The organism is Paenibacillus sp. 11B (assembly GCF_030487755.1).
Lineage (GTDB): Bacteria > Bacillota > Bacilli > Paenibacillales > Paenibacillaceae > Paenibacillus > Paenibacillus vandeheii.
In genome coordinates, this window is sequence record NZ_JAUKNS010000004.1 from 199,254 (window position 1) to 216,315 (window position 17,062).

Sequence of the window (17,062 nt, forward strand, 5' to 3'; positions counted from 1 at the left end):
CACTCCTTACGATTTTCGGGCATACCCGCGAACAGGCATATGTTTGATGCCACTAATAAAGTTGGAGCCCAAATATTCGATGGGGCCCAGGATGTCAAAGCGTTCATAATTCGCGAATAGTTCCTCATACAGCATGGTCATCGTCTGCTTCGCAGTTTTGTGACCGATACAATGGTGAGGGCCACTGCCAAAGGCAATGTGCGGATTAGGCGTTCGCCGAATGTCGAAGGTATAGGGATCGGCAAAGATATCCTCATCGCGGTTAGCTGAGCCGAGCCACACAACAACAGCATCGCCTTCCTTAATTTGCGTTCCCCTGATTTCAACATCACGCGTCGCGTATCTCATAAAATGACTCGCTGGAGAAGACCAGCGAAATACTTCTTCGAGCCCACTGTCCATGCATTCCGGGTGGGAGGCAAACTCACTGTACAGATCCTTTTTGACCAGTTCCAAAAAAGAGATACTCGCAGCATGGGGTGTAGTAACCGTCGCTCCAAGCAAAATACTGTAACAGTTGGAAATCACGGCCCCCGTATCTATCTTGGCTCCATCCATCTCCACATTCATCATAATGCTGATCAAGTCTTCACCTGGAGAGCGTCGACGCTCACTAACGATGTCCAGAAAGTAACCAAACAACTCCCGATGGGCACGTTGCAGGGTGGCGGTACTCCCCTCTGCCAACATGTATTCTTCATCATCAGGAGCAATGGCCATCGTGGTAAGCTGCGTCAGCATCGGCCAATCTTCTTCAGGCAGATCCAGCATGCATCCACTCACGGCAATGGACATCTCGAACATGGCACGGGCAAAATCTACTCCGTCCGGTTCCAAGCAAGGAGATAACAATCTGCCGATGGTCTTGCGAATCTGTTCCTCATGTTTGTCAATTGAATTGTGATTGAACCCGCGCTGGAGCGGGCGGCGAATCTGGGTATGACGCGGCGGGTCTGTGACCGCCATTTGCTTCCTACCGGCCGGGTCCTTTGTTCCCAGCAGGTTCACCAAGCTGCCCTGTTCCGATGTAAATGTGTTGTAGTCTTTTAAAACTTGAATGGCATCCCTATGCTTCGTAATGGACCAAAATCCCAGTTCCTCATTAACCTGCTGCCAATGAACAGGCGCCTCACGGCGCATAACGTCCCATACAGCGTAAGGCTCTCCATGGCTATATAACTGAGGGTCGAGCAAATCGACTTCGGCTAAATTCACTTGTGATGTATTCGGGGCATTGGTTGTTGGCATGTATCCATCCTCCTTGAGTTAGCCTTGTGTGACCGGTTTACTATCCTCAATCATGACAGCAAGCTCCGCAACCGTCGGCTTCAGATAAAGGAAGCGGGCAGGTATGACCGTTTCCAGCAAGTTCTCCATATTAACGATCAGTTCAGACAGGATCAGCGAGTCGCCGCCAAGTGAAAAGAAGTTGTCGTGAATGCCCACAGGCTCCACCAACAAGTTCTCTCCCCATAGTCTGACAAGTTCCGATTCCATCGCATTTCTCGGGGCAGTATAGGGTGTGCCCAATCTGCGAGGAGAGCGCACAGCCGCAGGCAATTGCCCCCTGTCTACCTTCCCGTTCGGCGTTAACGGCATTCCCGCCAGCGGCATGATGGCCCATGGAACCATGTAAGGAGGCAACTGCTGACACAGGTATTCATACAACCCGGTCAGCTTCCTGGATTCCTCATCTGGAGAAGAATTGGTCACAACATATGCAAGCAGACGCTTGTTCCCCAATCCGTCCTCTTGAGTTGTAACCACGGCAGCCTGAACATCTCTATGTTTGGTGATGACCATTTCGACTTCATCCGGCTCTACTCGGTATCCCTGAATTTTAACCTGTCGATCTGCACGACCGATAAACTCCAAGCCTCCGTCTTCAAACCACCGGGCAAGGTCCCCTGTTCTCAACATTCGGGCCCCGGCCGTTTTGCTCCATGGATTCGGCACAAATCTGCTCGCCGTCTCTGCCGGATTATTCAGATATCCTCTCGCTAAACCTGCCCCGGCAACGTATAATTCACCCTCCTGCCCCGGGGGCATCGGATTCAGATTTTCATCGCAGACGATTGCCCACGTTCCGTTGATCGGTGAACCAATCGGGACAGTAGGGTGGGTGGTCATCGTCGTAGTGGTCCAGCAGGTCGAGAATGTCGTATTTTCCGTTGGACCGTATCCATTAGTGAACGTCAGATGCGGATGGGTTGCCAGAAGCAGCTCAAGGTGTGCAGACGAGATCACATCCCCACCTGCCAACACATGTTTAAGCCCCTTAAACATATCCAGATAGGAATTCACCATTACCTGAAACAATCCCGCTGTTAGCCATACCGTCGTTACTCCCTCCGTTCGGATCGTTTCAGATAGCAGGTCCGGACGTATCATTCCGCTATCGTAGATAACCAGTCGCCCGCCATTGGTGAGAGGAGACCAAAGTTCAAACGTGGAAGCGTCGAAAGCGACCGGTGAAACAAGCAAAAATACATCATTGGGTGTAAACGAGAAATCCTTCGCATTATCGACTAAACGAGAAACCGCCCGATGCGGTACACATACGCCCTTCGGCGTGCCTGTCGAGCCTGATGTGTAGCTGATATAAGCCAAGTGCTCTGGTGTCACTTCTGCCCTCTCTCGCCTAGGGGCCGAAGCAAACGTCTGTTTGTCATGATCCAGCAGCAGTACAGGTATCGAATGTTCTTCGAACCGCTCACTGAAGCAGCCTTGAGTAATAACCAGGCAGGGCGAAGCATCTTCAAGGATAAAATTCAGCCTTGCCTGCGGGATACTTGTCTCAAGCGACAAGTAGCATCCCCCTGCCTTTAGGATTGCTAATAGCGAAATCACGAGGTCCAAAGAACGATTGGCAAGAACCATAACGATGCTGTCAGGGCCAACTTCAAACTCTGCCAGCCTGTTTGCGAGAGCTTCGGCAGCTTCATCCAGTTCACGGTATGTCATATGTCTAGATTCATAGGTCAGTGCAACACCATCAGGATTCGCTTGTGCATGGCGTTCGAACAAGTGATGGATGCAGGAAGACGGATTCAAGGGGATGATGCTCCCGCTCCAAAACGGGGCTGGCTCCCTTTCCGAAATTTCCTGAATACATGCCTCTTTCGCTAAATCGCTGACATATGAAGGATTGGGCTGCAAGCTTACCGGCCTCATATCCGTCCAGACGCCTTCAATCTGCTTCAGACATTCCTCGACTGTTCCTTCAAAGCCCGCGTATTCCCAGCCATATGCAAGCTCTCTCTCCACAGGCCAGATAGAATATTGTCCGTCGCTATTTCTAAGCGTTATATATCGCAATTGGGCTGACATCAGACCGACTCCTTCGCTTCATGGGTATAGGATTTCAGATACGCTGCAATCCGTGCAACATTCAAGGGATTCATCATGGAATAGTGATCCCCGTCCAGCATGATGCTATCTACCTGCTTGGCATAGTTGCTCCAGTCACCCTCCATAGACAGAGCCTGTTCCTCCTCTTGGGCCCTGAACCAGGTTAACGCGCCACCAAACCATTGGGGAACATGCTCTTGCATCGCCCTGTAATTGGATTTGAACAGAGTATAGAAATGATTCAGATGCTCTTCATCGGGACTCCAGTCTTTTTTTCGCTCATTTGAACGATCCCCTATCATTTGTACGCCTGTAATGTCCTGCAGGAAATGTTCCTTCCATTCGTTCTCCGAAAGCTCAAACGCTGCTTCTTCATGAGACCTTAGCCTTGCATCAAGCAGCATCAGCATCTCGACCTCTTCTCCTACCTGTTCAAGCTGGCAAGCCATTTCATGCGCCACAATACCGCCGAATGACCAACCTAACAAGGCATAGGGTCCTGTTGGCTGCACATCCCTGATCCGTGCAATATACTGATAAGCCATATCCTTAATCGAAGAAAAGGAACGCTCTGGCATGTCGTAGTTCATGGTTCCGTTCAAATGCTCGTCCTGAATGGCGTAAACAGGCCATTCCGCTCCCAAAGCCTGTGGAAAAGCGTTATAACATACGATGCTTCCACCTACAGGATGAATGCAATAAAGGGGGGTTCGGGAACCTGAAGCATTTAAGGCAACAAGAGATGATGGTTTTGACTCCCCTGCCGGAGCCTGACTCAGCAGCATGGCTAACCGTTCGATCGTGTCATGCTCCAGAATCGTTGATAATGGCAGCTTGCGTTCAAACGCCTGCTCTACTCTGGCCATGAGCTGAATCGCAAGCAATGAGTTACCGCCTAGGTGAAAAAATGAGTCCCTGATGCCTGGAGCAGCGACTTGAAGAACCTGTTTCCAAATATCCGATAATTGGTGCTCACAGGAATTCCTTGGTGGCTGGAATGCATCATTCAGTTCTGCCACAGGGCTCGTATCTGGCTGCGGGAGCGCCTTCCGGTCTATTTTTCCGCTAGTCGTTAACGGCATTTTATCAATGAACATCCAGTGACCAGGGATCATATACTCAGGCATACAGTTTTTTGAGAAGCTATACAAGTCCTTGCGATCCAGCGGAACATTCGGGTTTCTTTGCACGATGCAAGCAACTAGCTGCACATGCTGCCTACTGTGACTGGTTGTGTACACCACGCATTCCGCAATGCCGGGATGTTCGCCCAATCTGGCCTCAATCTCCCCTATTTCAATACGATGACCACGTATTTTGACCTGTTGGTCCAGACGACCCATATATTCAATAGCCCCGTTCGGAAGATACCTGACTTCATCCCCTGTTTTGTACAGGCGTGCATTCGGCTCGGTTCGGAGCGGGTCGAGTATAAATCTCTCCGCATCCAATTCTGGTCGGTGATGGTATCCGCGTGCCAGACAGACGCCGCCGATATACAGCTCACCAGGCACACCAACAGGGACAGGCGACATTTGTTCATCGAGTACCCGCAGATAGACATTTGCAATTGGATAACCGATTGGAACGTTTATATCTTCCGGTCTGCACGACCAACTGGTTACATCAACAGCAGCCTCCGTAGGTCCATACAGGTTGTGCAGTTCACATGACAGCTTTTCAAAAAATAGTTGCTTTAACATATGCGTAAGTGCTTCCCCGCTGCAAATGACCCTTTTCAGTGCAGTGCATTGCTCTACTTCTCGTTGAGCCAAAAAAGCATGCAGCATGGAAGGCACGAAATGAATCGTTGTAATCTCTTCTTCCTGAATGAGCTTAATCAGATATTCCGGGTCCTTGTGCCCTTCAGGCTCTGCAATGACTAATCCCGCTCCCGTGATCAACGGCCAGAAAAATTCCCATACGGAGACGTCGAATGTAAACGGTGTTTTCTGAAGCACCCGATCCGTCCCGGTTAATCGATATTCTTCCTGCATCCAGAGAAGTCGGTTGGCAATCGCTTTATGCTCGATCAACACCCCCTTGGGTTTTCCCGTGGAGCCGGAGGTATAAATCATGTATGCAAGCTGCTCGGGCAGGCACAGGACATTGGGATTCGAGGCAGATTCGATGGCTAATTCCTCATGAATCCGTTCCATATACAGAACCGTTCCAGCGTATCCTTCAAATAAGGAAGCCCACTGTTCGCTTGTTACGACAAGTCTAAGATCAGCATCCTGAATAAGTTCCTGAACGAAAACTGCCGGATGATGCGGATGAATCGGTACGTAGGCGCCGCCTGCCTTCAGAATAGCCATCAGACTGGTGACCAGTTGAGTGGATCGTTCCAAACATATACCTGCTTTCACATCTGGCCCAACTCCAAGTTTATGCAAATAATGAGCTAACCGATTCGCTTGTTCATTACACTCACGGTAGCTTAAGCGTTGACCTTGATAAGCAAGAGCAAGCTGCTCAGGGGTGCTCTCCACTTGCTGCTCGAATAACTTGTGCAGCAGATGGACTTGATGAAAATGGTTTTCCGTTTGATTCCAGCTATCTATTTCCTGAATTTCCTCAACAGACAGTAAGGTGTCGTGATCCGCAACCTCATAGGTATGTTGAACAATTGCACGCAGCGCCATCTGATAGTATCCGGCAACTCGGCTCATTTGCTCATCGCTGAACAACACCTGATCCCAACGGAGCGCCAGCCTTAATTCACCGCTTTCTCCATCCAGAGAAAATTCTGCTCCGAATGGAAAACTGTTGTCGGCGTATCCTGGCTCCTCAACAATGTGCAGCCTCCCATAGGAACCCAGCTTCTGCTCGGATACATAGAAATGAGTGAAATTAAAGAATGTCTCAAATAACTTGCCGTTTCCGGTATCCTGTTGGATCTGGGCCATAGGGTATCTGCGATATTGCAGCATCTCCTTTTCAGTTTCCCACGTTTTTTCCGCAATGGCGGCCCAGGTTCCTCCGTCCAGTTGCATGCGAAATGGCAGTGTATTAAGAAATAAGCCCAGGGCGCGGTCACCATCCTTCTGCTCAAGACGACCGTGGAACAGCACTCCCGTTGTGATGTCCCGTTGATTGGTTAATGTTTTTAAAATGTGTATGTGAACGGCCAGCAGCCAGCTCTTGATTGGAATCAGCGTCCTCTGTGCGAGTTCCTGCACGTCACGTGAAAGAGATGGCGATATTTCCACCTCCTTGAGCTTCATGACGGGAGGAGCTGTATCTGCCGGTTTCCACTGTGGAAGCCTAATTCGAGAAAAGCCGTCCAGTCTTCGCTCCCAGTACTCCTTGTGCTCGGGGGATTGTAATGCTTTTAATTCCTCCCTCACATATTGCTTGAATGTCGTTTGTAATCGTGGAGCAGGCTCCAGTACCTGATCTTGCAAAAGGTGATCCACCGTTCCAAACAACTCTGCTGTAAAATGGGCCACGCTCCAGCCATCCAGTACGGAATGATGCATGGACACGTTCAGTTGAACCCAGTCCTTCGCTCGCTGCAATATAACGACACGCAAGAGCGACTGACTCCATTCAAAGGATGTGTCCATTTCATGCTCCACCCATTCCTGAAGCATTTCCTGTTGTGTATCAGGGTCCATATCGCTTACATCTACATACTTGATGGGCAGCTTGCCTCTTGTATGCACCAATTGTAGAGGAAGACTGTAACTCGAGAGATCAAACGTCGTACGTAAGATCGGATGACGGTTGATTAACATCCGGAAGGCTTCGTCCCATACTTTCCTATGGAAGGAACCCTTTATGGAAAATTGAATGAGATCATGATACAGCCTGGACCCGGAATGCAGCTCACTTTGAAACAGCATGCCTCGTTGTAGTTGTGTAAGAGGGTACGCATCCTCTATATTTTCAGGCAGTTTGGCAAGGTCCTCTTCAGGCACCAGATCAAACCTGTTGTCTGTAAGCTTGACGATGTCCTGATTCATCAATACATGAGGTGCAAGCTCCCGTATTGTTTGATGAGATAACAAGTCCCTGATACCGAAATAGAGATTGGCATCTTTGGCAAGTGCAATAATCGACAGCATCCGGATTGAATCTCCTCCACAGACGAAATAATTGTCCTGGACGCCGATCCTGGAAACTTCAAGCACAGTTTCCCATATGTTTACTAGGCTCTCTTCAATTGCGTTGGCTGGGGGCACATACGCGGACCGCCTCGACTTATGTTCCGTGTTACTATGAAGAAGATCATAATCTATCTCACCTCTGGTCAAGCGAGGCAGTTGCTCCACCCAAAGCAACGTTCCCGGAACCATGTATTCAGGAAGTTTGTCCCGCAGATCATGCTGAACCTGTTGTATGGGAACAGTCTGCCCAGTCACAGCAACCAGGTAAGCCATCACATAATCTATACCGTATTCGTCCCTCCGTACCTGTATTGCTGCTTCCTGAACAGCTGGGTGCTTGAGACACGCCATCCGTATCTCATCAAGCTGAACGATATATTCACCTAGCTCCGCTTGGTAACCCAAATGGCGCAAGCATTCGATCTCTCCATTCGGTAAATAGCGACATATATCGTCCATCCGATATAACCACACACCGGACTCACCGTTTACTGAACGATAGCTCCATCGCTCATCCGGTTGACTGGCGTGAAACGCTCTTGCATGATCCGAATCCGGCTCGCTCGCATGCAGTGTACCCGCCGCACCCATAGGCACAACCTCACCATTGGCATCAAGAATATATAGCACCCGACCGGTTAATGGCGCACCAATGCCTCGATCTGGTCGTTCATATGAATTTCCACTAGCCGGAATGATACGACTACTGACTACACCCCCCAGCTCGCTCAGGCTGTTTATTTGAATGAGTTGCGGCTGATGACGGGTATGACGGCCTAACCACCCATTCATGGAAGGTATGGTTATGTTCTTTCCTTTAATAAAAATCGTACGAAGGTCCAGCTTCCCTTTTGCATTGGTTTCATCCAGTCTGATCCAGGTGAGAAACGAAGCCTGAGTTAGTGTAAGGCGCGTTATTTTTTCCTGAATCAGCAGTTCATTCATATATTTATGTTGATCGGCAATCCATCCAGGCACGATAACCAATGTTCCTCCGTTGAACAATGCTCCGCATATTTCCGATAACGCCAGTTCACTGTCCACTGCATGTAGCATGGCCCATACATCATCCCGATCCAAATCAAACGTTTCCGCTGCCGATTTAGATAGCTGCACAATTCTGTAATGAGGCACAGCGATAGATTGTGAAGCACCAGATGCTCCAGTATTACAGAACAGATACGCTCCATCATGTGCAGCCACCTGTACCTCAGGATTGGCAGCATACGCAGGGATTGCAGGAATCCGCTCCAAACAAAAGATCTCTTGTCCTGCTTGCGGAACTTTGCGGACGTTATTTTCGTTTGTAACAATGCATGATACACCTGCATGTTGCAGCATCATAGTATTCCGTGCTACAGGATGCTCGGAATTCAGCGCAACACAGCAGCACCCTGCTTTCCATACGGCCAACATACCCACGATGAGGTCTATGGATGGATCAAGCCATAGTCCTACGACCGTGCCGGGAACAACCCCGTTCTCACGCATGTACCACGCAACCTGATTGGATCTCTGATTAAGCTCAGCGTAGGTTATTTCGTCGCCTTGATCACGAACGGCAATGGTATCCGCTTGCAAGCCAGCCCAGTGTTCAAACGAATGATGGCCACATGTCGAACTCTGTACCTGAATTTTCGTATCCTTTTGATGATGCAGTTGTTCGGTTATAGACCGCTTCTCTTGCTCAGACATAAAAGGAATATGCCATATTTGCTGCTCCGTATCCTCCAGAATGCTTTCTATGAGTTGCACATAATGGACAGATAGCTGTTCAATCAGAACCTCATCGTATAAATTCTTTTGGTATTCGAATATGCCATGTAATCCATCTGGCGACTCCGCAATGTCTAGATACAATTCGAACTTGGCTGTACCCAGATCTAACTCAACCGGCTTAATGTCGATATGGGGCAAATCAAGCTCCAGCTTCGGATGATTCTGGAACGAGAACATCGCCTGAAAAATGGGTGTCTGTCCGAGGCTACGCTCCGGGGCCAGCCTTTCAACGAGCATATCAAAGGGTACATCCTGATGCTCGTAAGCTTCTAATGCAGTCTTTCGTAGCTGCATCAGCATTTCCCGAAAGGTAGGATTGTCATGCAGACGAGCACGCAAGGTCATTGTATTAACAAACATCCCGATGACGTTCTCAAGCTCAATATGATGCCGATTGGCAATAGGCGTTCCAATAATAATATTGTCTTGACCCGAATAACGGGCCAAAAGCAATTGGTATACAGCCAAGAGCCCAATATATAACGACGTACCGCTGCTACTGCATAACTGCGCGAAGCGCTCAGATAGCCGGAGAGGAATGTGAAATTCAAGAGAAGCTCCTGTATTATCGATCACAAGCGGTTTTGCTGGATCAACAGGCAAGTCCAGAACAGGAAGTTCTCCTTCCAGATGCTTCTCCCAGAATAGCATTTGTTTCTCAAGCCCTTCGCCTTGCAGACTATCTCTTTGCCATTGTGAAAAGTCAACTACCTGGATCGGCAGTTCTGTTAACTCAGCCTCTTTTCCTTGTCGTACAGCGGAATACAGCAAACTCAGCTCCCGCATGAAGACAGAATAGGACCAGCCGTCTGTAATAATATGGTGCATATTGATTAAAAGATAGTGTTCCTGTTCACTAATGGAGTAAAGAACCATCCGGAAAAGGGGGGCCTGTTCCAATGAAAACGGACTGCGTATATCCTGCATTATGCGGTTATTAATTCGCATGTCAGCTTCGGTCGGTAATTGAATATGACTGATGACATAGTCCAGTTCGGGAATGATGACTTGCATGATGTCATTGTTCTCCACTGTAAAATATGTTCGCAAGGATTCGTGACGCTCCACTAGTTTATTAATCGAGCGCTGAAGTATTTCGAGATCAACGGGTCCGTCAAGCTTGTACAACAGAGGCACATGATAGACAGAAGGGTCAGTTATGGTCTCCTGAACAAACCATATTCGTCTTTGAGCAAAGGACGCTGGAAACAAATAATGGTTACTGCTAATCGGTGTACTCAATTGGTCAGTCCCCTTTTTCCTTAGATGGTGGCTTCACGTTTTCGTGCCCCTCGGCATTCTTGAAATTTTCGGGATTTCTACTTTGCTTTCCGCTTCAATACTGCTGATAATCTGAGCCAATTCCATAATCGTTGGCGAATCAAAGATCGCTTTAATAGGTACGTTCTTGGAGAACTCCTTACGAATCAGAGAGTTCATCTGTGTTGCAAGTAGAGAATGACCACCAATCTCAAAGAAGTTTTCCTTCGTCCCAACTCCCTTTCGATGAAGGAGTTGACACCAGATCCGAGACAAGCGCTCCTCTGTTTCATTCGCGGGCTGTCTTGAACCTGCACTCTCCGCTGAAAATACATCCGGTTTCGGAAGAAGCGCGCGATTAATCTTCCCCCCCGCCGTAAACGGGAAATTCTTCAATGTCACATAGAAGGACGGCTGCATATAAGATGGCAGTAGCTGCTTGGCATCATGGCGGATGGTATCCAGAACAGCCTCTCCATTTTTGCATTTGACGTAGGCGACGAGTTGCTGCCCAGAGGCATCCAAGTCATCTCTTACCGTCACCAAAGCCTGTTCAACCTGTGGTAGCTGTTCCAGACAAACCTCGATCTCTCCAAGTTCCACACGATACCCTCTAATTTTGACTTGCGAATCCTTCCTTCCAATGTATTCGATCTGTCCATCCTCACGATAACGAACGTAATCCCCCGTTTGATACAAGCGCTCGCCCTGTTGGAACGGATGAGGAATAAAGGCCTTGTCAGTTAGCTCCGGTTGATTCAAATAGCCTTGGGCCAGTCTTACTCCGCCTATAAATAATTCCCCCGCAACGCCAATGGGTACAGGCTGAAGCAAGTGATCCAGAATGTAAAGCTGTGTATTCGGCAAGGGTCTGCCAATTGGAAGATCCTCATGCGCTTCATGCAGTTTATCCATATCATCATAAAAAGTGGTCGCCGCTACTGTTGCCTCTGTCGGCCCATAAGCATTGCTCCAACGAATACGTCCCTGCGTAATCTGCTTCCATTTTTCGTATAAGGCTATGGAGGCTTTTTCTCCTCCAACGGATACCAGCTTCATAGACACTGGAAAAGCATCTGTTTCCTCCCACTCACTAACGAGCAAATGCCAGTAGGCTGTAGGCAAGTAAAGTACACTGATTTCTTTCACGTTTAACCATCGGACGAACTCATGCGTATCCAATACCGATTTCGGACGCAGTACAAGCGTTGCACCTACCAGAAGCGCAGGAAATATCTCATGAATGGAGAAGTCGAAGCTGATCGCTGAAAATTGCACAATCCGGTCGTTATCATTTAGTCGGTTCCCCTCTATGACAGTCTGAACATGATCCGCAAGCGAACGCTGCGAAATCATGACTCCCTTGGGCTTACCCGTAGACCCCGAGGTATAGATTACATAAGCTGTATTTTCCATGGATATACATTTCGAAGGTAGCCCAGCTTCCTCTTGCGAGACACGTTCCACCTGTATTCCTTGCAGCTTGTCCACGGCAACCACACAATCGTGATCAATAGGCAAACTATCCATTAAATCGGAGCGCGTCAAAACAATCGGCATCCTGCTGTTCTCCACCATCCAGCGAATACGCTCTGCTGGGTATTCAGGGTCGATCGGCACAAAGCATGCGCCTACCTTCAACGTTCCGAGCATGGACGCCACCAGTTCAATCGAACGCTCCATGTACACGCCAATGACTGTACCCGCCTCAGTATGTGCATCCCGTAACATGCATGCAATAGCCTGAGCTTGGGTCTGAAGCTCTTCATACGTGATTGTTCGTTCTCCATCCTCAATGGCGACAGCGTGTGGATGACGAAGGACAGCTTGTGAGAATTGCTGATAAATGTCCTGCTCCTGGGCTCTATGATTTAACCCGGACCTCGCCGTATCGTTCCAGTCGACGAGCAGTTGCCTCCGCTCCTGTTCGGTCAACAGGGAAGCTTGTGCGATCGATTTTTCCGGCTGCTGTAACATACTTTCCAGTAACTGCGAATAGTGCTGGGCAAACCGCTCGATGGTTCCTCGTTCAAACAGAGCAGCCCCATATTCGATCGTCACTTGAAGCTCCTGCTCCTCCTCAATGAACATGCTGATGTCAAACAGCGAGTTGATGTTTTCCAGATTATACGGACTGAACTTTAATGACTCTCTATCATATACATGTTGCGTATTTTGCAGGGAAAACATCACCTGGAATATAGGCGAAAATCCCTGAGAACGTTCCGGTTGCAGCTCTTGGACCAGCTTTTCAAAAGGAATCTCCTGATGGGAGAAGGCCTCCATCGTGACCCTTTTCACGCTGCTCAACAGTTCCTTCCACGTCATCTCAGAAGACATACTGGTTCGAAGCACAAGTGTATTCACGAAAAAACCGATCAACTGCTCCCATTCCGTCCGATTACGATTGGTCATGGGTGAACCAACCAGAAGGTCTTGCTCGCCGGTATATCGATACAACAGCGCCTTGAACGTCGTAAGCAGAGTCATATATAATGATACGTTTTCCTGCTTACTGAATTGCCTTGCTTTCTCGGCGAGTCGTCGATCTATAGTAAAGTCCACATGCGCCCCTTTATACGATTGCTGGGCAGGTCTCGGACGATCGGTAGGTAATTGCAAAATGGGAAGCTTACCTTGCAATTGGTTTTTCCAATAGCCCATTTGTTCTTCCCAACGAACGCCTTGAAGCATATTTCGTTGCCAAATCGCATAATCCACGTATTGTAGAGAAAGGGCTTCCCTTTGAAAAGCAGGGTCTTGCTTGCAGCGATCATAATTTTCCCACCATTCCTGTTCAAGCAACGACATGGACCAACCGTCGAAAATAATATGGTGTACCACCAGCAGTAGAACCCACTCTTCATCGTCCAAACGATACAGACTAGTTCGAATTAACGGATCGTTGGCCAAATCAAATGGCTGTTGCTCCTCCTCAGCAATCAAAGCTTGGAGACGGAAATACTGGCGCTCACCCACGTCATTACGCAAATCTAACCGTCTAATCGGAAGTGACCGGAAGGGATGGATCATTTGCTTCGGCAGTCCAGCTTGATCCACAAAGTTGGTTCGCAAGCTCTCATGACGTTCAATTAATTGCTGGTAGCTCTGTTCCAGAGCTGCTTCGTCCAACTCCCCCATAACATGTAAGGCCTTGGAGATGTTATACATGGATGAGTCCTGCTGCCATTGCTCAAAAAACCAAATTCGCTCCTGAGCATAAGAGAGTGGCATATAAGGCTCGCGAGGTACTGGAACAATACTTTCACTTTCTGATGAAAGACCTTCATGCTGTGCCAGATAGTGCACTAAATGTGCTGCAAAGTCACTAAGTTGCGGAAACTCAAAAATGGTATACAGCGGCAGATCGGTCTGGAACGCACTTCGGATACGGGAGATAACCTTGATCGCCAGCAATGAATGACCGCCCAGTTCAAAAAACTGGTCCTCCAGCCCCACTTCTTCGCACTCGAGAATATCTACCCAAATGGCGGCAACACCCTTTTCCGCGGCTGTAACAGGAGCTGTCTTGTTTTTTCCTCCCATGTTGCGTTTGGGCTGTGGAAGAGCAGAGCGACTGACCTTGCCACTCGGTGTCAACGGCATCTCCTCAATCTTCATGAAAATGGTAGGAAGCATGTAATCTGGTAATTTCTTTTTTAAGTGCTCCCTTAATTCAGGCTCTACAATATCCTCCTGATCTACTACAACGTAAGCGACCAGTTCATGTGGTGCTTGCTGCTCCTGGTATGCCACAACCACCGTCTCCCGAACACCGGGATACGTGCTAATGACCGATTCCACCTCACCTGGTTCCACGCGGAAGCCGCGAATTTTGACCTGCTCATCCATTCTTCCTAAAAATTCAACATCACCGCTTGGCAAAAAGCGGGCCAGATCTCCCGATTTATACATGCGCTGACCAGGTTCATCTGCAAATGGATTAGGGATAAATCTGTCCGCGGTCAGTTCCTCCCGATTCAGGTATCCTCTCGCGAGACATATTCCACCAATATACAGCTCGCCATATACGCCAACCGGGACAGGTTGGAGTTCGTTGTCGAGAATGTAAATTTCACAGTTATCAATGGCTCTGCCTATGGGTGGCAGAGGATTAACTTCATCCATATCTTCAATCATAAATGCGGTAACGACATGGGTTTCCGTTGGGCCATAGTGATTCTGAACCGTGCAATTCCCAAGCTTTTTGTGCCAGTTTCTGATCTGTGGTGTAACGCGAAGCTGCTCTCCTGAAACAGTAATGTCTGTAATCTCATATTCGATGCCTTCGATCTGTTCGGCGACTTCAGCCAACTGCTGGAAGCTGATGTAGGGCAAATGCAAACGTTGAACTTTATGCACAACAATCAGTTCAAGTAGACTCTCCGGATTTTTGCGAGTCTGCTCATCGACCAGAATTACCGTGCCTCCGCTGCCAAAAGCTGAAAACATCTCGTGGCATGACATGTCGAAATTCAGGGTCGAAAACTGAAGCACAGTCGCCTGTTGCGGTGACTTCAGGTTTTTCATTTGCCAAGCCATCAGATTTACGATAGGGCGATGATCCATCACGATGCCCTTTGGCTTGCCTGTTGAACCCGAAGTATACAATATGTATAAAATATGATCTGGACCAACACCAGACTCCGGGACTTCTTCCACAGGCTCAAGCTCTTCAATATGATCCAGAACGAACAGATTTGTGCCAGCCCCCCCAATAAGCGACAACAGTGAGGATTGAGTAATTACAACCGGGACATCCGTATCCTCCAAAATATAAATTAAGCGGTCCTGAGGATAATGCGGGTCAAGTGGGACGTAAGCTCCTCCAGCTTTTAGAACACCAAGCACCGCAACGACCATTTCCAATGACCGTTCCATACAGATTCCGACGCAAACATCTGGGCCCACCCCATGCTCCCTAAGCTTGAAAGCAAGTCCGTTAGACAGACGATCTAACTCCTGGTAACTCAAGCGAGTGTCCTTAAAGACGATAGCACTCTTATCAGGTGTCTGTTTGACCTGACGTTCGAAATACTGGTGCATACAGATGTCATCCGGATAAGGCACGGTCGTCTGATTCCACTGCTCCAGAAGCTGACATTCCTGTTCAGATAAAAATTGAAGCTGCGAAATAGGAACATCCGGATGCTGAACGACGGACTCCAGCAGCAGAAGATAGTGCTGGATCAGGCTGGCAATGGTATCTTCCTTAAACCGATCGGTACTATATTCAACTCCACCAGACATCCCTTCAGCGTGTTCAATCAGGGTAAGCTCCATCTCAAACTTCGACGTTTGGTTATCAATCTCTAGTGGGGTAACATGAAGCCCATCCAGACTCAGCCGAACATCGTCAATCAGGTTGAACATCACCTGGAATAGTGGGGTTCCACCCAGATTCCGCTCAGGTTGAATAGCTTCAACAATGGTATCGAATGGCACATCCTGATTCGCATAAGCATCCAGTGTTACTTGCTGTACCCGTTTCAACAGGTCCACAAAGGACATGTCGCTGGATATGGATGTACGAATCACTAAGGTATTCACAAAAAAACCAATCAAATCCTCCAATTCATTGATATTACGATTGGCAATTGGCGTTCCTACGACCAGGTCTTCTTGTCGTGTGTATCGATATAAAAGAATCTTATAAACGGTCAGAAATGCCATAAAAGGAGTTGCTCCATACGTTCGGCTTATCTGCTTCAATGCAGCATTTACTTCTGATGGAATCGTGAAGGTAGTAAATGCGCCTTTGAACGTTTGGCGAGAAGGACTTGGAAAATCATACGGAAGGTGTAATATCGGTAAACTACCATTAAGCTTCTCCTCCCAATACGACAATTGCTGCTGAACTTCGCTTCCTTTCAAATATTCGTTCTGCCAGTGTGCATAATCTGCATACTGAATCTCAAGGGGCAGCAGGGGCAAATCCTCACCATTCCGGTTCGCACGATAAAGCAGTTCCAGTTCCTGGCACAGTACGCCTGTTGACCAACCATCAAAAACAATATGATGGATGTTCATCATAAAAAAGTGATCATTCGGCTGAACGCGAATCAAACCGGAACGCAACAATGGCCCTGTCGATAAATCAAACGGTGTCTGTGCTTCCCGCTGGAACAACTCCATGGCGGCGGGTTCCCGCTGTTCTTCAGGCAGATCGGTTACATCGTTCATTTTCCAGTTATATTCAGACTGATCATGGATAATTTGAACGGGTTCCCCGTCTTCAACTGCAAATGTGGTTCGCAACGACTCATGTCTGCTGACCATCTGCTCAAGGCTTTTGGTTAAAGCACTCGTATCCAGCTCTCCTTTGAAGCGAAATAGAAAAGGGATATTGTAAAATGCGTTTTGTGGATATAACTGATCCAAAAACCAAAGACGCTTTTGAGCAGAGGATACCGGAGAAAACTCCGTCCTCGATACAGGCTGAACGGTTGTATAAACGGCTGTATTTCCTACTCTTTGATGCAGCAATCTTTGGAGCATTTCTTGCTTGGATGCAGGAATTGGAAACTTGCGATGACCTGTCTCCATTCAAATTCTCCTTC

General features: G+C 48.2%; 4 protein-coding genes. All 4 read right to left on the reverse strand.

Annotated elements, in window-relative coordinates; all coding sequences use genetic code 11:
- Positions 1-6: 6 nt before the first annotated feature.
- The 4 genes from Q0V21_RS17755 to Q0V21_RS17770 are packed head-to-tail and all read right to left on the reverse strand — an operon-like array spanning position 7 to position 17,048.
- Positions 7-1,248, reverse strand: a complete 1,242-nt coding sequence (locus Q0V21_RS17755) for a cytochrome P450 (protein ID WP_079350203.1) — start codon at positions 1,246-1,248, stop codon at positions 7-9.
- Positions 1,249-1,266: 18 nt separating this feature from the next.
- Positions 1,267-3,330: an amino acid adenylation domain-containing protein gene (locus Q0V21_RS17760; RefSeq protein WP_301879937.1), complete on the reverse strand. Its 2,064-nt coding sequence runs from the start codon at positions 3,328-3,330 to the stop codon at positions 1,267-1,269.
- Positions 3,330-10,484: an amino acid adenylation domain-containing protein gene (locus Q0V21_RS17765; protein ID WP_301879938.1), complete on the reverse strand. Its 7,155-nt coding sequence runs from the start codon at positions 10,482-10,484 to the stop codon at positions 3,330-3,332. The genes Q0V21_RS17760 and Q0V21_RS17765 overlap by 1 nt, the downstream gene beginning before the upstream one ends.
- Before the next feature lie 33 nt (positions 10,485-10,517).
- Positions 10,518-17,048 carry a non-ribosomal peptide synthetase gene (locus Q0V21_RS17770; RefSeq protein ID WP_301879940.1) on the reverse strand — a complete coding sequence of 2,177 codons (6,531 nt, stop codon included), beginning with the start codon at positions 17,046-17,048 and terminating at the stop codon, positions 10,518-10,520.
- Between the last annotated feature and the right edge of the window lie 14 nt (positions 17,049-17,062).

Coding starts and splice junctions, on each gene's coding strand:
- Q0V21_RS17755 (WP_079350203.1), bottom strand. CDS start 1,248: ATGCCAACAACCAATGCCCCGAATACATCACAAGTGAATTTAGCCGAA.
- Q0V21_RS17770 (WP_301879940.1), bottom strand. CDS start 17,048: ATGGAGACAGGTCATCGCAAGTTTCCAATTCCTGCATCCAAGCAAGAA.
- Q0V21_RS17760 (WP_301879937.1), bottom strand. CDS start 3,330: ATGTCAGCCCAATTGCGATATATAACGCTTAGAAATAGCGACGGACAA.